The 24,310-nt window shown below is 62.4% G+C and carries 18 protein-coding genes; 4 read left to right on the forward strand and 14 right to left on the reverse strand.

The window, feature by feature from the left end; translation table 11 throughout:
• Positions 1 to 17 precede the first annotated feature (17 nt).
• Both AAG612_RS01090 and AAG612_RS01095 read right to left on the reverse strand, forming a co-directional pair.
• Complete coding sequence (locus AAG612_RS01090; protein ID WP_342506382.1) at positions 18 to 2,435, reverse strand: YbcC family protein; 2,418 nt, start codon at positions 2,433 to 2,435, stop codon at positions 18 to 20.
• 35 nt (positions 2,436 to 2,470) lie between these two features.
• Complete coding sequence (locus AAG612_RS01095) at positions 2,471 to 3,874, reverse strand: proton-conducting transporter transmembrane domain-containing protein (RefSeq protein ID WP_342506384.1); 1,404 nt, start codon at positions 3,872 to 3,874, stop codon at positions 2,471 to 2,473.
• A gap of 262 nt (positions 3,875 to 4,136) precedes the next feature.
• On the opposite strand from AAG612_RS01095, the gene AAG612_RS01100 reads away from it, so the two are divergent.
• Positions 4,137 to 5,015, forward strand: a complete 879-nt coding sequence (locus AAG612_RS01100) for a LysR family transcriptional regulator (RefSeq protein ID WP_342506387.1) — start codon at positions 4,137 to 4,139, stop codon at positions 5,013 to 5,015.
• 138 nt (positions 5,016 to 5,153) lie between these two features.
• Here the strand turns inward: AAG612_RS01100 and AAG612_RS01105 are convergent, their stop codons facing one another.
• From AAG612_RS01105 to AAG612_RS01130, 6 genes are all read right to left on the reverse strand, one after another.
• On the reverse strand, positions 5,154 to 5,789 hold the full coding sequence (locus AAG612_RS01105) for a class I SAM-dependent methyltransferase (protein ID WP_342506390.1): 636 nt from the start codon (positions 5,787 to 5,789) through the stop codon (positions 5,154 to 5,156).
• Positions 5,790 to 5,842: 53 nt separating this feature from the next.
• Complete coding sequence (locus AAG612_RS01110) at positions 5,843 to 7,120, reverse strand: rhamnosyltransferase WsaF family glycosyltransferase (RefSeq protein WP_342506393.1); 1,278 nt, start codon at positions 7,118 to 7,120, stop codon at positions 5,843 to 5,845.
• A complete protein-coding gene (locus AAG612_RS01115) occupies positions 7,110 to 7,949 on the reverse strand; it encodes a sulfotransferase family 2 domain-containing protein (protein WP_342506395.1) in 840 nt (279 codons plus the stop codon). The genes AAG612_RS01110 and AAG612_RS01115 overlap by 11 nt, the downstream gene beginning before the upstream one ends.
• 220 nt (positions 7,950 to 8,169) lie before the next feature.
• The gene (locus tag AAG612_RS01120; RefSeq protein WP_342506398.1) at positions 8,170 to 9,537 is read right to left on the reverse strand and encodes a lipopolysaccharide biosynthesis protein; all 1,368 of its coding nucleotides are present in this window, start codon (positions 9,535 to 9,537) and stop codon (positions 8,170 to 8,172) included.
• 213 nt (positions 9,538 to 9,750) lie between these two features.
• The gene (locus AAG612_RS01125) at positions 9,751 to 11,856 is read right to left on the reverse strand and encodes a hypothetical protein (protein ID WP_342506400.1); all 2,106 of its coding nucleotides are present in this window, start codon (positions 11,854 to 11,856) and stop codon (positions 9,751 to 9,753) included.
• Positions 11,856 to 12,158, reverse strand: a complete 303-nt coding sequence (locus tag AAG612_RS01130; RefSeq protein ID WP_342506402.1) for a spike base protein, RCAP_Rcc01079 family — start codon at positions 12,156 to 12,158, stop codon at positions 11,856 to 11,858. Before AAG612_RS01130 ends, AAG612_RS01125 begins: the two co-directional genes overlap by 1 nt.
• Positions 12,159 to 12,358: 200 nt before the next feature.
• Between AAG612_RS01130 and AAG612_RS01135 the strand changes: the two genes are divergently transcribed.
• From AAG612_RS01135 to AAG612_RS01145, 3 genes are read left to right on the forward strand one after another with little or no spacing between them, the layout of a single operon-like run.
• Positions 12,359 to 13,330, forward strand: coding sequence for a glycosyltransferase family 2 protein (locus tag AAG612_RS01135; RefSeq protein WP_342506404.1), 972 nt, complete (start codon positions 12,359 to 12,361; stop codon positions 13,328 to 13,330).
• Between the two features lie 46 nt (positions 13,331 to 13,376).
• On the forward strand, positions 13,377 to 14,795 hold the full coding sequence (locus AAG612_RS01140) for an O-antigen ligase family protein (protein ID WP_342506406.1): 1,419 nt from the start codon (positions 13,377 to 13,379) through the stop codon (positions 14,793 to 14,795).
• Positions 14,796 to 14,810: 15 nt separating this feature from the next.
• Entirely contained in the window at positions 14,811 to 16,013 is a 1,203-nt protein-coding gene (locus tag AAG612_RS01145; protein WP_342506408.1) for a glycosyltransferase, read from the forward strand.
• Here AAG612_RS01145 and AAG612_RS01150 read toward each other — a convergent pair.
• From AAG612_RS01150 to AAG612_RS01175, 6 genes are all read right to left on the reverse strand, one after another.
• Complete coding sequence (locus tag AAG612_RS01150) at positions 15,987 to 17,117, reverse strand: hypothetical protein (RefSeq protein ID WP_342506410.1); 1,131 nt, start codon at positions 17,115 to 17,117, stop codon at positions 15,987 to 15,989. The genes AAG612_RS01145 and AAG612_RS01150 overlap by 27 nt on opposite strands.
• Positions 17,104 to 19,368 carry a GumC family protein gene (locus tag AAG612_RS01155; RefSeq protein ID WP_342506412.1) on the reverse strand — a complete coding sequence of 755 codons (2,265 nt, stop codon included), beginning with the start codon at positions 19,366 to 19,368 and terminating at the stop codon, positions 17,104 to 17,106. The genes AAG612_RS01150 and AAG612_RS01155 overlap by 14 nt, the downstream gene beginning before the upstream one ends.
• 15 nt (positions 19,369 to 19,383) lie before the next feature.
• A complete protein-coding gene (locus tag AAG612_RS01160; protein ID WP_342506414.1) occupies positions 19,384 to 20,055 on the reverse strand; it encodes a polysaccharide biosynthesis/export family protein in 672 nt (223 codons plus the stop codon).
• A 120-nt stretch (positions 20,056 to 20,175) separates the two neighbouring features.
• Positions 20,176 to 21,474, reverse strand: coding sequence for a glycosyltransferase family 4 protein (locus AAG612_RS01165; protein ID WP_342506416.1), 1,299 nt, complete (start codon positions 21,472 to 21,474; stop codon positions 20,176 to 20,178).
• Complete coding sequence (locus AAG612_RS01170) at positions 21,471 to 22,736, reverse strand: nucleotide sugar dehydrogenase (protein ID WP_342506418.1); 1,266 nt, start codon at positions 22,734 to 22,736, stop codon at positions 21,471 to 21,473. The genes AAG612_RS01165 and AAG612_RS01170 overlap by 4 nt, the downstream gene beginning before the upstream one ends.
• Positions 22,737 to 22,818: 82 nt before the next feature.
• On the reverse strand, positions 22,819 to 24,168 hold the full coding sequence (locus AAG612_RS01175; protein ID WP_342506419.1) for an O-antigen ligase family protein: 1,350 nt from the start codon (positions 24,166 to 24,168) through the stop codon (positions 22,819 to 22,821).
• Between the last annotated feature and the right edge of the window lie 142 nt (positions 24,169 to 24,310).

The raw sequence follows: 24,310 nt of genomic DNA on the forward strand, positions 1-24,310 counted from the left end.
ACCTCCCGGCGGTGCCGTTACCGCTTACGGTCAGGCCGACCGTCATCGTTCACCGCTTCCCATGCCAGATCGCCGACGTAGCGGGATGCAAGCCGGCCGTTCTCGTCCATTGCGAGGAGGTGTAGCCAACGATTATCGAACAAGGCGCGGACTTCCTTGTGACGCGCGAGAACATCCGTCATCGCGTCGCACGGCGCCTCGATACAGACCGAGAGGCGCAGCGGCTCGTGGATATAGTCTTCTCCGTCATGGACCGACTGCCAGGGCAGGCCGCCACGCATGATACCGCCGTTCCCTTCGAGCACACCGACGCCGCCAACCACATTGTGCAGCAGCTTGTTGCCGGAACCGAAGGTCTCGGGCGCGACGGTCGAGCCGTAATATTGCAGGCTGATCCAGCTTGCGACCACGACCGGTGCCGTCATGATCAGTTCGAGCACGCCGAAGCCGCGCTCGCTGTCCTGGTGCCAGTCGTAATCGTGCAGGAAGGCACGTCCCTCGAGGCTGCGTCCCGAGGTGCGGTGGCGCGGTGCGGCGATGAAGGCTTCGCATCCGGCAAGCGCCCATTCGGGGCGAAGCTCCGCCCAGTCGCGTGCGCGCGGCGCCACGTCGCTTTCGCTGTCTGCCCGGGGCAGGCGAAGTGCGCGCTCTCCGCGCGTCACCTTGCCCGCAGCGGCGAGCCACGCGCGGGCCTGCGACAGGTCCGCAAAATGATCGGCAGTGTCGATATCGCGGTCGTACAGTGTGACGCGATCTGTCGCCGTGTCGTGAAGCGCGCCCACGAACACGGTGTCTTCGGGGATCGCGATGTTGCGCTCCGCCAGCCCCGCGCGCACCGTGCGATCATTCAGCAGCTGCGCCAGGAGGCGCGCGTTTACGTCGCCCGAATAGCCGCCGCAGGCACCGCATTGAAGCCCGCTCGCGTGAGGATTGTTGACCACGTGCGCTCCGTGGCCAGCCAGCAGTACCAGCCGCGCAAAGCCATCGGTCAGCGACATGGCGCGAAGGACGGTTTCAGCCGAATCGATACGGGTCTGAAGGTCGAGCTCGGGCACGAAGCGCGGCGCTGGATCGTCAGGCACAGTTGCGGATTGCAGGCCGAGCGCATCGCGCAGCAATTTCCCGACGTACACCGGACCCATTGCCTCGACGAAAGCGAAGGACGAGACGGCAGCCAGCTTGAACCGGCCCCACGCACGTTTCGCGCGTGCGCGGTAGCGCGCCGCGAGATCTGCCGCCGCGTCCTGCGGTCCGCCCGAACACGATGCGATCGTGGGATTCAGCAGCACCGGCAGCCGCAGCTCATCGACATCGGAGGCGAACCGCCGGTGCTTTGCGGAAATGCCGAAGAAGCCCGCGAAGCCCAGAGTGCGGATTGACGGATCGACCGCTTCGAGCGCGCGCCGGAAAACTTCTGATCGCACATCGATGCAGAAGGCCGCCTGAAGCCGGGGGCGTGCATCGCCGCCGCTATTCGGCTGCGGCGTCGCGAGTGTCTCGCCAAGGTCGCGCTGGGCGGCGCGTTCGCTCGCCTCCTGCAGAATTTCATCGACGATTGCGGCGGCGTCGGGCTGCGTCGGTCGCGCGTGGGCGCGCATTGTCGCGCACCATTCCGGGCCTATCGCTCCCTCGTATTGCAGGAAGAGCGCCTCATCCCACACGAGGCGGATCGCCAGCAGGTCGGTGATTGTGGAGTCGGTGCCGTCGGCCAGTTCTGCCCGCCACAATTGGTAACGCGCGAACTGCGCCCAACCGCCAAGCGAGAGCAGCAGCTGGTGGAAGTAGCTTTCGGCACCATCCGGGCCCAAGCCGATCCGTTCGACGGCCCGCGCGATCGCGTCCTCTGCGCACTCGGGCGCTACGTTGACAAACGCGGCATATCCTTTCAGCCCCATGATTTCCGGCGACAGGTCGTGCGTTGCATAGGCTTTCCAGGCAGCCCAGGCCGACCGACCGCGCGGTGCCGCCCACAATGCCTGTCCATTGTCGAAATAGCCGCCTGCCCACGCGCCTATTCTCTCGGCGATCAGCCCCGGCCAATCGATGGAGCTTGCCCCGCGCGCATGATCGGCGAGGGTTGAGAGGGGCGCATTCGCCACTCTCTCCTGCGTAATTGCCGCCTTGAGCGCCGCGAGGCTTGGCGGGCGTTCCGCATGGGGCGACGCATGAAGTGCAGCGGTGAGATCCGGATCGGTGATCTCGCCCGCCTCGATCCGGGCGCGGTAGTACTCGCGGGACATCGTCACCGGAATGTCGCCGAAGCGGGCAAGCCTTGCCCCCGTCGCCGCTAGGGTGGCTTCGGCCTGGCCCAGGAAAGGATTGACCGCGACAGAGGATGCGAGCGGCCACATCGGCGGGATCTGCCGTGCCGCCGCGCTTGCGGCGTGGCTCAGCGCTGCGGCGCTGACGGGCGCGTTTTCGATGATCGAGAGCATGAAATTACCTTTGCAAAATCGGAAAATCTGGAAGGTCAGGACGGGCGCCGGGTGGACCAGTTGCCGATCAGTCGGTCGAACACCGCATTCGCGTAGAGGCCGTTCGCGAGGTGCACGCGCAGACCCGCAGCCGCCGGATGGCTCGACCACAGCGGGAACATCGACTGGGCGAAGGCGACGATGCCGAAGCTGAGTACCGCCAGAACCAGAAACGCCCATTCGAGCGGGCCCGGAGCGGGAGTTTGCGGCAGCGTGTCGGCTGTCATCCACTCCACGGCGGTTTGCAGGCCGAAATAGCTGACCGATGCGGCAACGGCGTAGAGCGCAGTGTAGCGAGTCAGCATCCGCGGAGCCGCGTCGGCGAGGCCTTGCGTCAGGAGATAGGCAACGCCGAGGATCAGGATCGCGCCAAGCACGATCGCCTGCGGCGATTTCGTCTCGAACCCGAAACCCAGCCCGATGGCCGCGTAAATCGCGAGCGCCAACGCAAAGGCGCGCAGCACCGCCCATCCGTCGGGGATTGCGATTGGCCCTGGACGCTTGATCGACGCCACCAGGTCGACCGCGGTTCCCGACGCCAGGAAGGCGTGCGCCTTGTACAGCGAGTGGGCTACGATGTGCAGCAGCGCCAGTGGGAAGAGGGCCAGCCCGCACTGCATGATCATGAAGCCCATCTGCCCGATGGTGGACCAGGCGAGCGAATTCTTCACCGCCGATTGCGCAAGCATCGCCAGCCCTGCGAACAAAGCGGTAAACCCTCCGATCACGACCAATGCAGCCAGCACGCCCGGGTTGAGCAGCATGACGTCGGCAAAGCGAACGAGCAGAAAGCCCCCGCCGTTGATGACGCCTGCATGCAGGAGGGCCGAAACTGGCGTCGGGGTCTCCATGACCTCGGTAAGCCAGCCATGGATCGGGAATTGCGCCGATTTCACAATGGCAGCGATGGCGAGCAGCCCGCTGGCCCAGAGCGCGCCGCCGGGCGTCATTTCGTTGCGCGCCGCGCTCAGGATGGTTGCGATGTCGAGCGTGCCGAAGCTTGCGAACAGCAGCACCGCGGCGCCAATCAGCGCTGCATCGCCCACCCGCGCCACGATGAACTTCTTGCGCGCTGCACGGATGGCTTGCGGACGGCTGCCGAAGAACAGCAGCAGCCGATGAAGGCAGAGGCTGGTCGCAATCCACGCGAGGACGAAATGAGCGAGATTGCCGGCCTGCACCAGCAGAAGTACCGCGCCGAGTGTCGCCGCCATCCAGCCAAGGAAGGCTCCCTGCCGGGCTTCGCCGTCGAGGTAGGAGCGTGAATAGCGCAATACGATCCAGCCGACGAATGCGACCAGCACCAGCATCGTCACGCTCACCACATCGATCCGCGTCGAGAGGCCGAAGCCCTCCACGCCGATCAGCGGCGAGGTATGCGCACCCTTTGCGATCAGCACGGCCGCCGATCCGAGGGACAGTGTGAAGGCCGTGAACCCAGCGCCTTCGACAAGCCGTGGGATTCCTCGGGGCCGAGGTCCGGGCGAGAGAAACGCTGCCACCGAAGCTGTCAAAAGAACCGCAGGCGCGAGCAGGGGCAAGAGATCGTTGGGCAAAGACGGTTCCTCCGAGACCGTTTCAAGCTGCCGAGGCGCTTACGAGTCCTACTGCGTGAGGAAAAATACATTGTTCAGCAGATTTCGTTCTGTTTAGAAGAACGATATGGCCGACTTGAACTATCACCACCTTCGCTATTTTCATGTCGTGGCGCACGAGGGAAACCTGACCCGCGCGTCCGAACGGCTGAACGTGTCGCAGTCGGCTGTGTCGACCCAGATCCGCCAGCTGGAGCAGCGGCTCGGGCAGCCCTTGTTCGAGCGGAGGGGGCGGTCGCTGTTCCTGACCGAGGCGGGGCGCATCGCACTCGACCATGCGGACGCGATTTTCGCGACGGGCGAAGAACTGGTGAACACGCTGGGCGAACAGGCGAGCGGGCGTCGACAAATTCTGCGCGTCGGATCGCAGGCCACGCTTTCGCGGAACTTCCAGATCGCGCTCCTGCGCCCGTTGCTTGGCCGCGAGGATGTCGAGGTTATCATCCGCTCGGGTGCGCTCGGCGATCTGCTACAAAGCCTCGAAGCGCACCGGCTGGATCTCGTACTCTCCAATATTTCGCCGCCGCGCGACGCCGCGACACCGTGGATCTCGCATGCAATCGCGGAGCAGCCGGTCAGCCTGATAGGCACGCCCGACCGGATCGGACGCGACGCGGATGTCGAGCAATTGTTCGTGCGCGAGCCGCTTATCCTGCCAACCATCGAGAGCAGTATCCGTTCGGGGATCGACGCGCTGTTCGCGCGGCTTGCGATCCGCCCGCGGATCGCGGCGGAGGTTGATGATATGGCGATGATCCGCCTGCTCGCTCGCGAGGGGGCCGGGCTCGCGGTCGTCCCGCCGATCGTGGTGAAGGACGAATTGCAGAGCGGGCGCTTGGTCGAGGTCGAGCAGTTTCCCCGCCTCAGCGAAACCTTCTTCGCGGTAACGCTGGCGCGGCGTTTTCCGAACCCGCTGCTGCATGCGCTTCTGGATGCCCCGCTTTAGGCCAAGGCTGGCCCTGCGTGCGTGTGCTACCCGCGCCAAAGCCCGCTAGTGATTGCCCATGCCGCACCGGTGACGCTGATCATCGCGGTCCTTTCGCGGCACATCGTAGCAAGCGGGGCGTGCGCACGGTTCCGGGCTTCAGGTTACTGCGATGTTGCTCTTGGGTAATCCCAGAAAACGCTCGGTATGGATCTTGGCTTCGGGGAAATAGCCCTGAAATTCGCGGTAAGGAAGCAGCTGGGTCTCGTCGAAATACCTGAGCGCATGCGATTTGCTGAGCATCGCACCGAAAGGCGAAAGCGGCGCCAGCTTGCGGCCCATGGGACGCGGCAGCCAGTGCATGAAGGGCAAGCCGAAATGCAGTTCGAGCGGGAATGATTTCGCTGGTGTCTGCACCACGTAGTGACGCCCGATACGTTTGATCTCCTGCGCCAGACCCTCCCTTTGATCGGGCGGCACATGCTCGATCACCGAATTGCACAGGACGAAGTCCGCACTGCCGTCCTCCATCGGTACTCGCTTCCCGTCGTAGAGATGCGCCTCGATATTGTCGTCCGTATGCGTCAGGCCCGTATTCACCGCGTTCGGGGAGATGTTATAGATAATCACCTTCCCCGGCTTCAGAATCTCTTTCACCTCGGCCCAAAAGCTCAGGCTTCCCCCCAGATCGACGACCAGCGCCCCTTCGATCTCCGGGTGGAGCTGCTTGATGAGTTCAGCTCGCGAACGGCGAAAGCGCCGCTGGGCCGGTCTGATAAATTCGGACCAAGTCATGATCGTTCCTTTTCCGTCATATCTCATAGAACCAGCGGGATACTGAATTTCCTTCAGGCGAGTGCGTTCGCAATATCGCCGACCAATTCGCCCATGAAAGGATATTCATCCTCGCGGACATAGTCGGGATTGGGCTCGCCAGTCGGATCGCTCGCCCGGGACGCTTCGCAGGCCGCGGCAATTGCGGCGGCCAGCGATGTGGCGTCGAGCGAATTCACCGCGATGATATTGGGGTGGTATCCCTTCCAGTCCTTGCACAGGTAGGTGTTGGTCACCGTGCGCAGCCCCATATGCGCCATCTCCAGCGGGGGATAGCTGGGGTGGGGCGAGGCCATCAGGCTGACCCCGACCGATGCGCCGAGCAGCGTGTCGGCATAGGCATCGAGCGACAGCTTGCCGAGCGAACGGACTTCGCGCCCGTCTCCAAGGGCAAAGGCACTGTGCGCCTTGCCTGCCGAAACGACGTCCCAGTCCCGATATTGCGGATAAGACCGAGCCCATTCGCGCAGGCCCCGTTGCAACGCGGGAAAGCAGTTTCGCGAGATCGCCGGCCGGCCATAAATCAGAATGCGCTGTCGACGGGCACTCGATCCGACCCAGTCGAGATAGGGCCGCAGCGAGCCATTGACGACGGGTTCGAAGGTATAGTTGCGTTCGACCTGATGTCCGCTGAGCCGGAAAAACTCGTACAGGTTGGAGGAGTTGAAGATCCCCCACAGCTTTTGCGGCGTGTCGTAGGCGCTTCTCGCCAGCATGTGCGCCGACGAGAACGGGAAAAGATGGGGCTCGTATTCCTGAATCAGGTAGATCAGAGGCAGTCGCGCGCGGGAGAACGCGCTTGCCTGCGCATCGAGCAGCGGTTCGATGTTCAGCGTAGTCCAGAAATTGAATGTGACGAATACGTCGTCGCGCCGAACCGCGATGTCGTGATCCCGCTGCGGGATCGCCAGCGTTTCGATCGACGCCGGGTCGAAGCCCCGCTTTTCGGCTGCCTTCAGGAAGACCCCGAAATCCGTCGTCGCGTTCGCGTCGGTGGCGATGACACGCACGTCTACCGTCCGGCTTTCGGCAATTCCTCGAACCATGGTCAGGAAAATGTCGATACCGGTCAGCACGCCGCCGAATGTCGAGCCAGGCGAGAGGTTCGGAACGACCAGGGTCAGCCGCGCCCGGTCCGTATCGTCGCGCTGCAGCGTGTAGGTCGAGCCTACGTGATTGTCGATCGGCGGTGGCGCCATGGCAGCCCGAACACGCTCGACAACACCGCGCATCGGTGCGGGGGCGTAGGCTTTGACGGCGCTGCGCAATTTCGCATTCAGGTCAGCGGCCATTGGACTCTCTGATCTCATCCCACAGTTTCACGTCGGTCGACATGTGCCGCCGCACGAACTCCCTGACCGGTTCGCTCGTCGCCAAACTCGCAAAGCGGGACTGGCGCGTGACATAAACCAGTTCGCGCCAGGCTGCCCTTTTCTGCTGCGGCACGAGGCGCCCTATCACGCGAATAATGGGCCTATTGAATTCGATCAATCTGCGCAGGATTTCACTGCGGTGGACGAGGGACACGTTCGAGGTGCCGACGCCAAAGCCCTCAGGGGTCTCGCCAAAAAGCTGGAATTGCTCGCGCACCTTCGCTTCGAAACCGCTCATATCGGATATCGGGAATACATTGCCGATCACGCGTTCGCCGTTCAGTTCGATATAATCGATCTGCGGCTGGAAATGGATAAACTCGTACGGCAACAGCGGCGATTGGTCGAATGCGGCACTGACCTGTGCGAGGATCTTGACGAGCCAATGCTCGACTTCGTCCATCGACAGGTTCTGCAAGGGTGTATCGCGATAGCGCTTCATGTGTTCCGCAAAAGCCGAGACCAGCCTGTCATGCGGTTCCCTTGCGATTGTCACGGCTTCGTATCGCCGCAACTTATCGATCTGTTCGGGAAATTTTGCCGACAGCGCCTGCAATGGCAGGTGATGAAAATCGACGAAGCCCAGATCGGGAAGCTCGACAATATTCTCGTGGGTCGGATGAGGCGCGAGATTCAAAGTATGCGCATCCGGTGCCTCGTTATAAGGTTCGAGCAACGCGCGGACCGAGGTCCCTGCACATTTGGGGATATGGACGAAAGCAAATTGATAAGTGTCGCTTATGATCATTGGTAACCTGAGGGGGGCAAGCAGCTGGTAGAGAAACGGATCAATCGGAAACCTGGATTTCGGGAATGGATACCGCCGCGTAACGCGCGCTGGTGGCAGCAGGTGTTAGGGGTGCCCCAGCAAGAAGTCGACGAAGCAATGGTGCATCCGGTGCATGATCTTCTCGTTTGATGAAGTGCTGGTGCATCAGGGAAACAGGAGAAGCCCCGGCTCTGATCGCTCATTTGATGAAGTAGGTGAATCCGGGTCGTAAACCCATTTTTTTATAGAGAAGATAGACCAGTATGGAATTCCATGTGATCTGCGCAGCTAATGTAGCCATGGCTGCACCGTGCATGCCGTAAAGTGGTATGAGGAAGAAGTTGAAGCAGATGTTGAGCACGGCCGAAAAAACCATTGTGTAGAGAGTTAGCCGCTCAAGACCTGCCTGGTTGAGGAAGGTGCCCGCCGGGCCGGCGAGCAGGTTGAAGGCGTTGCCGATGCCTAGGATAAGAAACACAGACGCAAGGCCGGTGAAATCGTCCCCGAAGATCGCGGTCGAAAAATAGGTCAGCAGCAACCAGCAGAGCCCGATGCCCATGATTCCGGTGAAGGATGCCAGCGTCGACTGGCGCAGAAGATTGGGCAGAAGTTTGTATTCCTCACTACGGATCAAGCGGGCGATACGAGGGCCCAGGACGCGGTTCATGATCTGTTGCGGGAAGACCGTGAGCAACGCGAATTGTGCAGCTACCTGATAACGGCCCACATCTTCGGGCTCGCCCAGCGCGCCAAGCATGAGAATATCGGTCCGCTGGTTGAGATAAAATACCGAGGTAATAAGCGCGAAGGGTAACGCCCGGCGGTAAAGGGTGCCGGGGCCGCTGCGCCAATGATCGGCCATGGGCTCTTCGGTAGGGCTTTTTGCCCGGAGGTAGAAGGCGCCGACGAGACACGCCGCGGCAATGCTGATCGCGTAGATGGTGAGCGCCAGCATCGGATCTTTTACCGGGACCACCAGTAACACGGACGCGAGCACAAGGGCTGGCACGAATTCCTTGATTTGCGCCGCCGCTCGCACGCGGCTGGAACCACGCAGAAAACCTTCTTCAAGCGCAAGCATTGCCAGCAGCGGCACGGCGATCACCAGAACGACCAGTGGATCGGCCAAAGTCTCCTTCATGCTGCCGCCGTTTCCGGCGGCCAGCGCCAGGAAGAACGCGGTGACTGTCAGGAAGGTGATTAACCCTTGGAACAGGTGTATGCGTCGCCGCAGGCCGGCCGCAAAACCGCGCAGGTTCTCGTCTCTCTCACGGGGCAGCTCGCGCGCGATAAACTCTGGAATACCGAGATTGGCGGGTATGCAAAGCAACGTGAGCAAGGTGAGGCCGAGCGCATAGATGCCATAGAATTCGCTGCCCAGCTGGTTGGTTAGCAGAATGGTGCTGAGCAAATTCAGGCCGCGCCCGGCGATGGCAAACCCACCGGCGCCCAGAAAGTCTCCGAAGACGGAGCGTCCTCGAAGCGCGTCAAAGAATCTGGATCGACCCGCCAAAACTGCCCCCAAGCTGCCGACAGTCGGTGGAACGAGGTAAAGCGAGTTGCTCAATTGCTCGCCACCGGAGTCGGGGCCGGTTAGCCAAGGCTATAATGCACTGCAACGTGAAAATGGGTTGTCGCACAGGCTGCAGCGGGCTTTGCTTGAAGACCGAAGTTCCAAGGTATGGCCCCACGGCGTTTCCGGGCATCGAAAAGGGACGCCCTCACCGCGCAGGCTGTCCGCCGAATTGTCCCGCGCGGGTCCCGAAGACAAGCATTTCGGTCATGCGTAGCACCCCGCTGCCTGGGCGCCGGTCCCGCGAGGTTGGCCTTGCATATCGAATGCGAGGACCGGCTGGGCGAGCAAGGCGCGCGCGGGGCTCTCCCCGGCGAGACGGTAGTCGCCGTCGCCTGCGCCAGCATCGTAGACACCGCCCGTTCCGCTGACACTGCGGTCGTCGATGAACAGGGGATCGCCCCCTTCCTCCACGCTCCCGAGCCCTGGATCCGCAAAGCCGCAGGCCAGGCCCCCGCCGCCGGCATTCGGGTAGATCGTGTAATTGCCCGCGCAGCCTGCGCCATGGTGGAACGCGAAGTTTCCGGTCCGTTCGCTGGCATCGGCGAGTGCGAGTGAGGCGCCTGCGAAGATGTCACCTTTTGTGTTGAGCTGGCTCAGCAGGTTCGCCTTGAAGGTCACGTACCCGTGCGCCCGCCGTGTCCCGCTCGTGTCGTCGTTAGCGACGTTCCAGCGGCCTATGCCGTCAGCGCCGGGGTTCGTGTTGTGGAGCACGACACAATGGGTCAGATCGCCGCGCGCGTTGTCGGCCGAGAGACTGCAATTGACCAAACTGGTGGTGTCGGTTGTCTCGAACAGGTTCTGGACCACCGCAATGCTGCCAAGCTCTCCCGTGCCCGCCGCGCTTCTATTGAATAGGATCGGCGTCGTGCCCGCTGCCGGCGAGAGAAACGCGTTGTTGTAGATGATGCGACCATCTTCGTAGGTATTCGAGAGAGAGGCATTCCCGGCGTTTGTCAGAGTGCATCCGATGGTGACCCACTGTTCCAGTTCGCGCCCATCGAGGTCGCCCGTCACGCCCCGACAGATGCGCAATTCGCCCGAGGTCGTCGTGGAAAACGAAGTCCTGCCGACAATATCGAGGCCGAATGCCGAGAAATGCGAACTCGCCCGCCGCACCTGGCTCTGCCCGTTCGTATCGAGAGCGATGTTCCAGAAGGTCACATGCAGGTTCGAAGCGGTTTCGCCGGAGAACGCGAACGAACCGCCGAGGCGCAGCGTCACATCCACAAGCATCAGGGCATTTTCGCCCAGTGAGGAAGTGCTGAAGAAGGGGCGGAAGCTCTTGTCCAGAACCGCCACTGCGGTGGTGCGGGAGACGCCCGGCGCACGCTCGATCACTACGCCTGCAATATCTTGCGCATAGGACCCAAAGCTGGGCGTGCCGATATTCACCATGTCGAGAATGCGGATGCGCAGCCCGTCGAGCGCCCCTGCGGAGCTGCCGAGAACGGCGTGTGCCCGTTCCATGGCACCCCCTACCGTCAGGCAGGGCGCGGCCAGCGCGGTCGCGGCGTCGGTGGAAACCGCTCCGGTTTCGTTGTTGCCTGTCGAAGCCACATAGACCAGCGGCGGGGTGGCTGCCTTGGCCGCATCCTTGCAGTAATACCGTCGCGAAAAACCACGCCGCGAGGACACATCCTCGCTTCGCAACACCGACGCTTCGACACCGACCCACGGATAGACTTCGGCTTCCAGCCACACTGCGCCTTCACCAAGGGTGGAAATGTCGAGCGTGCCCGCGAACACCTCGCTCGGCTGGTCTTCTTGGACCACACCTGATGATAAGGAAGTGACCGCGACAAGCTGCCAGTCGGTCCGGTTGACGCCATCGCTGCCGCGCACCTTGACGCAGGCCACCTGCCGCCCGATGCCAGTGCCCGGATCGGCGCGACCATCGCGGTGGAAGGCGACAATTTCCCACGATATCGTATCGTCCACGATCAGGTTTGAGGGCATGACCCACGCCGCTATCGGTTTGGGGCTTTCACGCAATGACCCGTTGACCGTTCCCGAGATCCGATCGCTCGCGAAGATATGGTCCGACATTGCCAAGTCGGTGGGCGAGGGCAGGGCATGGTCCGGCCATGGCATGCGCACCCGCGTCGAGATCGGCAGATGCTGTCGGTGTGTTGTCGGCGAGCCGCCGCTATCGAAGCCGGTGCGGTCGACCTGTACGCTGTCGGGCAGCGCATCATTGCCAGACCGTCGCATGCGCCAGCCATCGTCGAGAATCTCCCCCGAAACCGGCCTGCGCGCAAGAGCCAGGTGACGTCTGTGCCGCGCTCTGCCGGCGAAGCCGAAGGCACTCATCAAGCCAGCCCCACCAGAGCGGCTGCCGTGGTGCCGGTCGCTTTGACGGCGCGTGCGCGAACATCGAGGATCGCGCCGGCGGGCAGGTTGGCGAAGGTGATTTCCGCCGTGCCGCTCAGCGGTACCAGCACGATATTGCCAGCCTCGCCGATATAGATGGCCTTGGTAGCAGTCGGGAGTTCGGCAGCGTCATCGGGGGAAATGGCGAAGCAGGCCTGCGCCGGACCGGCCGGACTGTCTTGAAAGGATGCAAAGCGATCAATCATGAAATCACCTATATGGTTCGTTTGGTCCAGCGCCACTATCAAAAGAGGATAGCTGTAGGAAAGGCCTTTGCGGCGCGGGGCCCTCAGCCTGTGCGAGGAGCCCCGAAGGCGGTGCATGTAAGGCGTTGCAAAGCCCGCGCGTTTCGTGGCATTGCGAGCCCGGTTCGCCAGCGGTTGCCTGGCCGGGAATCCTTCGCGCCGATTTCGGTCCAGCACGCAGCATCATAGGAACGCAAATGAGTGATTCTATCGTCACATCGCGCGCTAATGATGGTGCGGGCGCTGCCGAAGTGACCGTGATCATGGTCAGCTACAACACTCGCGAACTGACCCTCAAAGCGATTGAGACGCTGCTGCGCAATGCGGGCGACGTGTCGTTCAAGCTGGTGGTGTGGGACAATGCCTCGGCAGACGGATCGGCGGATGCGATTGCGGAGCGTTTTCCTGAAATCGAGCTGATCCGCAGCGCGGAAAACGTCGGCTTTGCCATGGCGAACAATATTGTCGCCGAGGCCGCCGAAACCGAGTGGCTGCTGCTTCTCAACCCCGATACCGAAACCCATCCCGCAGCGGTCGAGAACCTCCTTGCCTTCGCAAAGGCCAATCCGCAGGCCGGGATCGTTGGCGGGCGTACCGTCTTTCCCGACGGATCGCTCAATATTGCATCGTGCTGGTCGAAAATGACGCCGTGGAGCCTGTTTTGTTCGGCGACCGGCCTGACCAGTGCGTTTCCCCGTTCGGCATTCTTCAATCCAGAGGCGATGGGCAACTGGCAGCGCGATACGGTGCGCGAAGTCGATATCGTGGTCGGCTGCTTCTTCCTGATCCGTACGCAGCTGTGGTGTGAACTGGACGGTTTCAGCCCCCGCTATTTCATGTATGGCGAAGAGGCCGATATGTGCCTGCGAGCCGCACAGCGAGGCTACAAGCCGATGATCACGCCCGATGCGCAGATCATGCATCTGGTCGGCGCTGCAACCAGCAAGCGGGAAGACAAACTGCGGCGATTGCTCAAGGCCAAGGTCACGCTGGTGCGCGACCACTGGAGCCCCGCGATGGCACCGATCGGGGTTGGGCTGTTGCTGATGGGAGCCGGCGCGCGGCGCGTGGCAACCGGACTACGGGCCAGGGCCGGCAAGAGTGAAGGACGCGAAGAGACTTGGAAATCGGTCTGGGAAAACCGCAAGGACTGGCTCGAGGGCTATTGATGGATAACGGATCGATCATCGAGGCCAACCGCAAGAGGGCTTTGTCATGACCGCCCGGTCCGCGCGTTTTCACGGCGCTGCGTCCGCGCGTCGGCGCTTGGGCGCGGCAAGTGCGCGCCGGATTACAGAGCGGCTGCACCTGCAAAAATCTGAAATCATGCATGTTTTGCCGTTAGTTATCCTCGGCTATGCCACCCTCATTCCGCCGGAAGTGCACGTCACGATCAGCGGGCTCAGCTTTTACGTCTATCGCGTGCTGCTATATGCGCTGGCGCCGATTATTCTGCGGCGCGTGTATCTCAACCTTCACCGGTTCAACTGGTGGGACCTCGCCATCCTCGCGAGTGCGCTGATGCTGCCGGTTTCCATATGGGTGAACAATTCGTTCGCCGAAGCGCTGGAATCGGGCATGTCGGTCACGATAGACTTGGCGCTGACCTATCTTCTAGCACGCTCGACCATCCGAACGACGCGCGATTTCCAGGCCTTTCTCATCATGATGGCGCCCGGGCTTGCTCTGGCCGGATTGACGCTGATGGTTGAAAGTCTGTCCAGGGAGTTCATCGTGCGGCCCGTGATGGCCAGCATTTTCGGCTCGAGCGAGATCGTCGGCGTCAAATACTACTATCGCCTCGGCTTGCTGCGCGCATACGGTCCGTTCTCCCACCCCATTCTTGCAGGGCTACATCTGGGCGTGTTCCTGTCCATGTTCTGGTTCGCGGTGAAGAATCCTACCTACCGCTTCCTCGGCCTTGCCGCAGGCGCCATGGGCTTCTTCACTCTCAGTTCCGGGGCGCTGATCGCGATCGCCATTTCTGCAGGACTGATCGCCTATCATCGCGTGCAGCAACTGGTCGTAGGCCTGAACTGGAAGCACTTCTTCATCCTCGCGATTGTCGGCCTCATCATCCTTCAATTCGGATCGCAGAACGGCGCCGTTTCGGTTGTTTCCCGTTATCTGACGTTCGATTCCGCCACCGCTTCGTACCGGATCGGGATCTGGGATTACGGTACTATCAGCGTCCAGAACCATCCATTGTTCGGTGTTGGCCTCAATGAGTGGGAGCGGGCGCAATGGATGATGGTTCACGATACTATCGATGCACATTTTCTCTGGATGGCGGTCCGCTTCGGTCTTCCGGCGTCGCTACTCTTGTTCGTTTCCTCGATCGCGATCATGTTCAAGCTTGGCCAACGCGTTTCGGAGCTGCCGCTTTCGGTCGAGCGCGAAACGCGCGTCGGTATCATCATCGCGCTTTTCGCGATCGTGCTGATGATGTTTACAGTGACTTTATTCGGATCGACTCAGATCATCTTCTACATCACGCTCGGCGGCGCTGCTTCGCTGGCGTCGGCAAACATCGTAGTCAGACGCGCATCGGTAGAACGAACCGAGCCAGCCGAGCCGGCACCGCAGACGGCTAGCTTCTCCGGTAAGCCTCCTTACGTGCCGAGTGGGGCCTAGGGCGGACCGACTGGCGTGCTCGTCCACCTGACTGCCGATCTCCCCGATGCCGTCGACCCCGGCAAATCCAGAGTGGTGGCAACGCATATTGCATCGCTTGAGGGCGAGTGGCCGCAGCATACCTATTCGCTGAACCGCCTATCCCCGACCGGTGGCCAGTTCGCCGCGGCCCTGGCGCGCAACCCGCTTGCACCGGCGCTGCCCATCGCGGCGGTCGCAAATGATGGCAAAACCACCACGCTCACCTACATCGCGCCGCCGAAGGGTATCTATCACCGCGCAATGCTGGAGCGGCTGGCCGAGTGGATCGCGCGGGACATGGCGGAAAAGGGGGTGCGCCCCCGGCTGATCCACGCGCACAAGCTGACCGTGGAAGGCATAGTGGCTTTCGCCCTGGCCCAACGGCTCGACATCCCTTTTGCGATAAGTCTGCAGGGCAATACGGACGAGCGGATCATGCGCGCGCGCCCCGATCTCAAGGCGCATTTCGCCCGCATCTGGCGCGGAGCGGCGATCGTATTCGCCTATGCGCCGTGGATCCAGCGGCTTGCTGAGAGCAAGTTGGGGCCACGTGACGGGGCCACCGCCATCCTGCCCTGTCCTACGCCGCAAGACGCCATCCTGCCACCTCGTGAAGCGCCGGCGCATCTGCTCACGGCTTTCCATCTCAGGCTTCGCAAGCTGAAGAACATCGACACGCTGATTGCAGCGGCGAAACGGGCGGGCGAGAACCGTCCGACCATCGAACTGCAGATCGCGGGTGGGGGCGAGGATGCCGATTTCGCGGCGATCGAGGCGATGATTGGAGGCAGTCCGCACGCACAGCTTGTCGGGCCGGTGCCGCACTCTGAAATGCAGGGGCGGATGAACGCAATGGCGGGTTTCGCGATGGTATCGCGGCGCGAGAGCTTCGGACTTGTATTTGTCGAAGCGCTACTGGCTGGTTGTCCGATCGTTTATCCGCGGCACATGGCGGTGGACGGCTATTTCGACGGGCTGCCATTCGCCATTGCAGTCGACCCCGACGATGTCGGCGAGATCGCGCAGGCGCTGGAAAGGTTGGTCGATCAGCAGGCGTTTCTGAAGGCTGAGCTGGCCAAATGGCAGCAGACGTCCGAGGCCGCGCGTTTCCGAAGTGCTTCTATTGCTGCCACTTATCGGGCGGGGGTGGCGGCGGCTCTCGGTGGGCCGCTATCCGCCGGTGGGCTCGAAGACTAGCGTTCCCAGCGTCGCATTGCTCCCGAAAGGTGCGCGCAGCTCCAATTGCTGAACCGGGCAATCCGCGCTGATCGCGATCGATGCGGGCCAGTCTCTACCACTCATTTTGCGCCCACCTGCAGCGCAGGATAGCTGCCACTGCCAGTCTCCGCTGTCTGCCGCACCGTCGGCGGGCTGGAGGCGATAGGAGCCGGGGGGCAGTGCGAGCATGCGCGTCGTTCCGTCCGACCCGATCGCGTTGGAGCGCCGCAGAACCGGCCCGTTCTGCCCATCCTGCGCGGTTCGATAGCCCTCGGCGAGCCGCCAGCCGAAACCACTGCTGCCGACCGAGTTCTCACTCCAGTCGAGGCGCAGAGGATAGCCCTCAGGCGCAATAAAGCTTGTATAAAGCCGCGCGCCGAGTTCGTTCCTGCGGCTATAGCGCAGGGTCTCGATCACCTGTGCGGTTGCCTCACGGTCGAGATCTCCGCCGCCGGTGCGTAGGTTCGGGGTGAGGGCGACAATGCTCTCATCCTCTATTTCGGCCGCATGTTCGCTGAGAAAATTGATCGGCCAAGCCTCTCCGCCTGAACGCCTCATCGCTTCACCGAGTGCCTCTACGAAACCGCGATTGCCATCGACCCGCTGCGCGAAATCCTCGAACAGCGGTTCGGCACTTTTCTGGCGGCGCAACAGCGCTTCGGCCTGCTGAAGCGCGAGGGCGGGATTGCTATCGATAAAATGGTTGTAGAGGTTTTGTTGCGTCAGAGTGCTATGGCGTGAAAGCCGCCCGGCATGTTCGAGAAGTCGATCGGCCCGATCGCCGTCGGCGTGAATGCCGAGATAGGTAAAGGCTTCGGGACTGAGCGGTGACTGCCGGATCGCGCGGCGGACGAATTCGCCTTTTTCCTCGGTCGCATCAATATCACGCGCAAGCACCCATCGCGCAAGCGGGGCCGCCGCGAGGGGCTGCGAGCCCGGCGTACCGCGCAGCACCATTGTGCCCTGGAGCACAACCGCACCATAAAAGGCAGCAAACGCACAAGCGAGCCCGACCAGAGCGGCCACGACGTTCCGGGGGACCGACGGGCTGCTCTTGCGGGCCTGCCACTTATTTGCGGGCATTGGCCTTCTGTTCCAGCGCGGTCGGTGTGCCATACGCATAGTAGGAATAGCTGTAGCTATATGAGTCACCGGCCTCGAGCGGGCGGTACTTGGTCAGCACACCGCCGATGACATTGGCGCCGACGTCCAGCAGGCGCCGCATGGCTGCCTTGGCCTGGCCGTAATGCGCACGATTGGCCTCGACCACGAACAGCGTAGCGTCGACATGGTGCGACACGATCGGCGAGTCCGCCAGGCCGATGACCGGCGCGGTATCGAGAATGATGATGTCGTACGAATGGCGGTAGCGCTCGATGAACTTGGGCAACAGATCGCTCGACAGCAGCTGCACCGGGTTGGGCGGCAACGGACCGAGCGGAAGCACATCGAGATTCTCGATCGTGTTGACCAACATCTCGTTTTCAATCGGTGCGTCTTTCGACAGCACGTTCATGAAGCCGCGCTCGCTGTCATCATCCGGCGTGCGAAGCGACTTGCCGAGGCTCGGCTTGCGAAGGTCGGTATCGACGAGCAGCACGCGGCGTCCCGCCCGGGCGTAGTCCGAAGCAAGCGCGATCGAGGTGATCGACTTACCTTCCGAAGGCGAACTGCTGGTGACCTGCAGAACGGGATGCGACTTTCGACCCAGGGTGAAGTCGATCGCGACGCGCAGGGCGGAATAGGCCTCTGCCACGTGTGAATGCGGTTCGGACACGCTCTGAAGCGGTTCGCCTTCCGTGAACGGAATGCTCCCCAGCAGCGGCACGCCCAGCTTCGTTTCGACGTCGCGCGGCGAACGCACCCGATCGTCGAAAATCTGACGCATGATCGTCAGTCCGACGCCCAGACCGGTCCCGAGCAGCAACGCAATCAGAAGATTGGCGAACAGATTGGGTGAGTACGCGCCGTTCGGCACCTGTGCCGGGTCGAGGCTGGACAGGCGACTTGAATCGATATTCGCGGCCGAGGAGATCTGGTTAAAGCGGTTTAGCAGGCTGTCGAGCTGATCCTGAAGTGCCGTTACATCGCGATTGAGGATGTTGAATTGCACACGGCGGCTCTGTTCCTCGATGGCCGAATCCGAAACCGAATTGAGCTCCTCCAAAAGGCCGTTTTCCTGCCTCTGTGCGATCCGATATTCGTCGCGGATCACGCTCTTCACGTCATTCGCGATGCTGGCGATGTTCCGATCGATCGAGGTGAGCTGCGCACGCAGTTGCGCGACCTCGGGATAATCTTCGCGATAGCGCTCGCGCAGCTCGTTCAAGCGGCGCTCGATCTCGCTCTTCTGTGCGATGAGCCCTTGCACGACCGGATTGCTCTGCACTTCGGGCACCTGCATCGGTGCCATGTCCCGCACGGCAAGCCAGCGCTGCTCCGCCTCGATCCTTCGAATACGCGCCGCGGCATAGGTTTCGTTGACCGTGACGAGATTGGTGCCGCTGATGGTCTGCGCGGTGCCCACGGGCTCGCTGCCACCGCCTGCGTCGCCCCCGGAGCTGGCGCTTCGGGAGGACGAGATCGGCTGGCCGACGATGCCGTTGTTGCGGGCGTATTCGATCGCCTCGGATTCGGCTTCCTGTAGCGATTCGCGAACCTGTTCGATCTGCTCGAGCAGGATTTCGCGTGCGTAGGAGTTCACTTCCGAACCGCGCTGCAGTTCACTGAGAAGCAGGGATTCGACGTATGCGTTGGCAACCCGTGCGGTGAGCGCCTGATCTTCGGATTTGTAGCCGATGCGCATGACCCGCGTGCGGTCCACAGGCTCGGGCATGACATTGTCGGACAGCTTCTCGGCCGCGATCTTGCGACGCAGCGCCGCGCGCTGGTCTTCGGGAAGAGTGGTGTATCTCTCGGGTAGAGAATCGCCGATGAAGGACTGGTCCTGATCGAGCTGCAGCTCATCCACCACGGCCAAAGCCATCGATTGGCTTTCGATCACCTGGGTGAGGGTGGCCATGAAGACCAGGATGTCGTTCGGCCGGACCTCAGGGTCGATATCCTGGCCCTCGACGATCTGACCGCCAGTCTCCTCGATCTGGATCGAGGCATAGGCGCGGTATTCGGGCGTGGTGAGCAAGGTGGCGATGACGCCCAGCACAAGCGCCACTGCGATGCAGGCGACCAGCACGAAGCGTTCGCGCCAAAGAATGGAGCGAATATAAGCGAGATCGAGCAGGCCTCCGCCATCGTCGGAGCGCATGGCGCCCCCTTCCTCGATCACCAGGTCGTTGCGCCCACGCGCACCAACCGAGCGTTCATCCGCATTCATGTATAAATTCTCGCATTAAAAGACACGTGTGAAGATGGCAGCCGCCGGCAGCGCGGTAAGCGCGTCCTGCCACAGCTGCGACAGCTGCGAGGTGCCGACGACGACGCGATCGCCCGGGCGAAGCACCGGATCGATCATGGTCCCTCTGCGCATGGCAGTCAGATCGAACAGGGCGATGGTCATCCCTTCCGGCGTATCGCGGAAGACTATGATTTCCTCGGTTTCTGCCGTGCGGGTCGGGCCCTGGGCAAGCGAAAGCGCGCCAGCGAGGGTCGTGCCCGGATCGAAAGTAAAGACCCCTGGCCGGGTGACCGCGCCTTCGACGGTAACCCGGTGCGAGCCGTAGCTCACGACATTCACGCTTACGCTCGGATCATTGAGATAGCGCGCGGCGAGCTGGCTTTCGACGGTCTGGCGCACCTGTTCGGGCGTGAGGCCTTCCACTTGGACCAGGCCCAGCAGCGGCAGGGAGATGGTTCCGTTTACGGGGACCAGTACCTCGCCGACTGAAAGATCGGGCTCACGGAATACGCCGATGCTCAGGCGATCGCCGGGGCGCAGGATATAGTTCTGCGGCGCGACCGGCGAATACTGGCCTGCGATGCCCTGCGGCTCCGCCATCGGCCCGACCAGACCCGGGGTCGGGGGAGGCGTGCTCGCGCAGCCGGACAAGCCGATCGCAGACATCAAAAGCGCGGCGCCGAACCCGCGTGAGCGACCAGAATGTATCATTGAGGGGCTCCCAGGTGTTCCCGCAAGCGGGCATAGCTAGCTGGCGAAATAGAAGCAAGCGGATGAACCTTCACTTTAGCCCGCATCGGGGCCTCCGTGAGACGTATTTGCAACTGGCATTTCAAGGACTTTTGCGTAGGCGGCCAGCAGCGGCGCGATCTGCCGTCCCCATCCCAGTTCTTCTTCCACGCGGGTCCGGCCAGACAGGCCCATCGCCTCGCGGCGGGCGGGATCGTCAATCAGTTCGATGATCTTGTCACCCAGATCGCGGGCATTGTTGGGGGCGGCGTAGAGCGACGAATCCTGTGCCGAAAAGCGCCCCTCGGTCACGTCGAACTGCACGACCGGCTTGCCCATCGCCATGTATTCCATGATCTTGTTCATCGTGGACTTGTCGTTCATCGCGTTGACCCGATCCGGGTTGACGCCGACATCCATGGTCGAGAGCACCTCGAACAGCACATGGTCCGGTGCGCGGCCGGTAAAGGTCACGAACTCGCCTAGCCCGCGCTCCTCAACCATCGCCTTCAAAGACGTCAGGCTGGGTCCGCCACCCACGAGGCAGAACTGGATGTCGTCGCGCCCAAGCTTGCGCACGATATGTTCGACCGCTTCGATCAGCAGGTCGATCCCCTCCTGGTCGCCCATCACGCCGACATAGCCGACCATGTGGCGGCGCCCGTTCTTCCAGCTTTCGACCGGGGGCACGCGCACAAGCCGACCGAGATCGGGGCCGGAGCGAACGACGAACACCTTGTCGGGATCGATACCGCCGCGCTCGATCGCGATCTGGCGATAGCTGCGGTTGGTCGCCATCGTCACATCGGCGGCTTTGAAGGTCAGTTTCTCGAACAGGACCATCAGCTTCCAGAAGAACCCGCGGCGGTTGAACTTCGCTTCGTAAAGCTCTGGATTAATGTCGTGATGATCGAAGATGTATTTCACGCCCAGCAGCTTGAAGGGCAGGGCGACGAGGAAGATCATATCCGGCGGGTTGCAGCCCTGGATCACATGAAAGCCGCGCTTGAAATAGATTCTCCACGCCAGGATGGTTTCCCAGAACAACGCCGCTCCATATTCGAGCAGGAAGCCCAGCGCGCCGCTCGCGTCGAGCGGCAGCGAATGGCGATGGATGTGAACCCCGTCGATCAGTTCGTAGGACTTTTCGTATCCCTTGCCCTTGGGGCAGATCACCGAAACCTCGGCCCCGGCGGCGCGCAACGTGCGCGCTTCCTGCCAGACCCGGCGATCGAAGGGGAGGGGCAGGTTCTCGACCACGATCAGCACGCCCTTGCCGGCCAGCGGCTGGCCTTCGATGAAGGTCGGGACGGTGTTGCTCTTGTCTACATTCCCGCCGCCGGGCTGAGCAGTCATGGGATCGTGCTCAGGTCGATCGCCCGCACACCGCCCAGATCGAGCGTGTCGACCAGCCTATTGGTCGCGACCGCGACCGCATAGTCTCCGCTTTCGGCCTCGGCCTTGTCGACCAGCAGCGCGTCGATCGCGGGCAGGTTGGCATAGGCGTAGCCCAGATTCTGGCCGACCAGCTTTTCGGGGCTGAGCAGCGGATCGTAGATTTTCAGGTCGTAGCCTGCGTCGAGCAACTTGCGGGCGAGGTCGACTGCAGGGCTTTCCCGCAGATCGTCGGTATCGGCCTTGAAGGCGAGCCCGACCAGCAGGATTTTCGCGCCGGGCTCCAGGTCCTGCGTAACGCCGAGGAACTGGTGATGCTTGTGTGCTGCATTGGAGCGCAGCAACGAGTCGACGAGGTGCGTGTTCGCGCCGCTGTCGCTTGCGATATGCTGGAGCGCGCGGACGTCCTTGGGCAGGCAAGAGCCGCCGAAGGCACCCCCCGGCCGAGTGTAATAAGGTGAGATATTGAGCTTGCGGTCGGCCACAAAAATCTCGTGGACCTGCTTCGCGGAGATGCCCTGCAACTGGCAGACGCGACCGATTTCGTTGGCGAAGGTGACCTTCACCGCGTGCCAGGCATTGTCGACGAACTTGGTCAGCTCGGCCTCGCGGATGCCGACATTGAAGACCGGCGCCTCGATCCCCTCGTGCAGCGCTTCCATCTTGGTCGAGGGTTCGCCCGACATCGTGCCCAGCACGATCTTGGGCGGGTTGAAGTAATCCTCGATCGCGGTCGCCTCGCGCAGGAATTCGGGATTGTAGACCAGCTCCACCGCGGTGCCCGCCGCGTCGCCGAGAAACGAGCGGAAGATCGGCGCAATGATCTGTTCGGTGCTGCCAGGGCGCATGGTCGAACGGAACGCTACGGTGAGCGGGTCTTTGCGCTTGGGATCGACGGCGGCAGCGATCGCGCGTGTGACCTGCGCAATATAGGTCATGTTGTGCGCCCCGTCGGGGCCGCTCGGCGTGCCGACGCAGACCACCGCGATATCGCAGTCATCGAGTTCGTTGGTGACTTCCTTGACGGCGTCGAGGCGACCTTCGGTATGGGCTTGCGCCAAAAGTTCGTCGATGCCCGGCTCGCTGATCGGCGAGCGCCCGGCGCGAATGGCCTCGACCTTGTCCATGCTCGGGTCGATCCCGATAACCGTGTGGCCCTGGCTCGCGATACAGGCCGCACCGGTGCAGCCTACGTAACCGAGCCCGAAAATTGCTACTTTCAAGTGACTTTCCCTCGAAGTCTCGAAGACCCGGGGCGGGCCTTATGGAACGTCGCGCAATGCTGCAATGCTGCAATGCGAGATATCAGGTGTTCGTGCGTCGGCGCCCGCCCGCGATCTCTGCCGCGCTCGTCGCGACAGCGATCGCCACGAATGTGGCGGTGAAGATGGCGGCGGTGCGGAACGGATAGTCGACCAGCGAGTGGAGCAGCGGCAGCACAATCGCGACCAGTGCCATTCCCAGTCCGATGGCCTGTGCGGACTTCGCCTTGCGAGCCCGCAAAACCATCATAGCCAGCCAGCCGATTACGGCGGCGATCAGGGCGACCCCGAGCACGCCGAATTCCATGACCAGTTCCAGCACGTCGTTATGGGCGTGGTTGATGTATTTGATGCCGATCGCCGACAGCGGCTCGTGCACTTCCAGCGCGCGGCGAAAACTGCCGCCACCCGAACCGATCGGCCAGAAAGCCTGCAAGGCATCGATTACGACCGGCCAGATTTCCTCGCGCGGATCATCCTCTGCCGCCAGCCGGGATACAGCGGAGCCCGCTCTCGATCCGCTGAACAGCGCGATTGCCGCGACGGCCACCATGATCCCGCCCCCGCCAGAGACCGCAGGCCAGAACATCGGCGTGCGTCTTTCGCCCGCGAGAGCAAACAGGATCGCGGATGTCAGCCCCGTAGATGCCAGGATCAGCACGAGCCCAGCACGCGATCCGGTGCCGAGCACAGCAATGATTGCGAACAGGGCCACCGCCAGTGCGGCCCCGTAGACGATCCGCAGCTCGTCGGGCGTCCGCCCCGTGCGCAGGCGCTGGACGATCATTGCCAGCAGCGGGATGCCCATGGCGATGAAGCAGGCCTGGTGATTGCGATTGGCGAAGAAGCCGACCGCGATCGTCGAATGTGCGTTTGCGTAAAAGCGCGGCGCGATGCCGGACGCGGCGAATTGCAGCAGTCCGAAAAGGACGGCGAACAGCCACGCCGCCGCCAGGCCGAGCAGGATGGCGCGCCGCCGCTCCTCGCTTCCCAGGCGATAGGCGAAGTAGAAGGTTAGCGCGGGCAAGAGGTAGATCACCGTATAGAGCGTCTGTGCCGGTTGCAGGCTGATCGGCCGCCAGGGCAGGGCGTCGAACACCAGCAGGTCCCCTTGTTCGAAGATTTCGCGACCGGGCATGGCGGTCCAGAGCGAAGGCGGCAGCGGTATCAGCTGAAGCAGGAGCAACGCGACGATGCCGATGGCGAAATAGTCGCTCGCCCGCCTCTGCCACGACAAGGGGGCAGGCCGCCGCAAGACCGCGACAAGCGCCATTGCCGCGATCAGTTGGCCGATCAGACGCCCCCCGATCGAGCCGTCTCCGCCGCCGCCCGTAATCACCACGATGAAGATCGCTGCCGCCCAGATCAGCGCGGGCAGCGACCAATCCAGCACGGCCAGCCGCCCCCGTGCATTGGAGGGTCGTCTGGTCCTTATTTTCCGTGATGCCTGGGCTTCTTGCAATTCGATCTCATCCGCGCGAAAGGAAGCGGCGTTGTAGGGCCGTAGCCGCCTTAGTTAAGAATATAGGGTGGGA

This window comes from Citromicrobium bathyomarinum, assembly GCF_038594605.1.
Classification (GTDB): domain Bacteria; phylum Pseudomonadota; class Alphaproteobacteria; order Sphingomonadales; family Sphingomonadaceae; genus Alteriqipengyuania; species Alteriqipengyuania bathyomarina_B.

Excerpts from the sequence above, each read along its gene's own strand:
- AAG612_RS01090 (WP_342506382.1), bottom strand. The coding sequence starts at position 2,435 with ATGCTCTCGATCATCGAAAACGCGCCCGTCAGCGCCGCAGCGCTGAGC.
- AAG612_RS01100 (WP_342506387.1), top strand. The coding sequence starts at position 4,137 with ATGGCCGACTTGAACTATCACCACCTTCGCTATTTTCATGTCGTGGCG.
- AAG612_RS01105 (WP_342506390.1), bottom strand. The coding sequence starts at position 5,789 with ATGACTTGGTCCGAATTTATCAGACCGGCCCAGCGGCGCTTTCGCCGT.
- AAG612_RS01110 (WP_342506393.1), bottom strand. The coding sequence starts at position 7,120 with ATGGCCGCTGACCTGAATGCGAAATTGCGCAGCGCCGTCAAAGCCTAC.
- AAG612_RS01115 (WP_342506395.1), bottom strand. The coding sequence starts at position 7,949 with ATGATCATAAGCGACACTTATCAATTTGCTTTCGTCCATATCCCCAAA.
- AAG612_RS01125 (WP_342506400.1), bottom strand. The coding sequence starts at position 11,856 with ATGAGTGCCTTCGGCTTCGCCGGCAGAGCGCGGCACAGACGTCACCTG.
- AAG612_RS01135 (WP_342506404.1), top strand. The coding sequence starts at position 12,359 with ATGAGTGATTCTATCGTCACATCGCGCGCTAATGATGGTGCGGGCGCT.
- AAG612_RS01140 (WP_342506406.1), top strand. The coding sequence starts at position 13,377 with ATGACCGCCCGGTCCGCGCGTTTTCACGGCGCTGCGTCCGCGCGTCGG.
- AAG612_RS01150 (WP_342506410.1), bottom strand. The coding sequence starts at position 17,117 with ATGCCCGCAAATAAGTGGCAGGCCCGCAAGAGCAGCCCGTCGGTCCCC.
- AAG612_RS01155 (WP_342506412.1), bottom strand. The coding sequence starts at position 19,368 with ATGAATGCGGATGAACGCTCGGTTGGTGCGCGTGGGCGCAACGACCTG.
- AAG612_RS01160 (WP_342506414.1), bottom strand. The coding sequence starts at position 20,055 with ATGTCTGCGATCGGCTTGTCCGGCTGCGCGAGCACGCCTCCCCCGACC.
- AAG612_RS01165 (WP_342506416.1), bottom strand. The coding sequence starts at position 21,474 with ATGACTGCTCAGCCCGGCGGCGGGAATGTAGACAAGAGCAACACCGTC.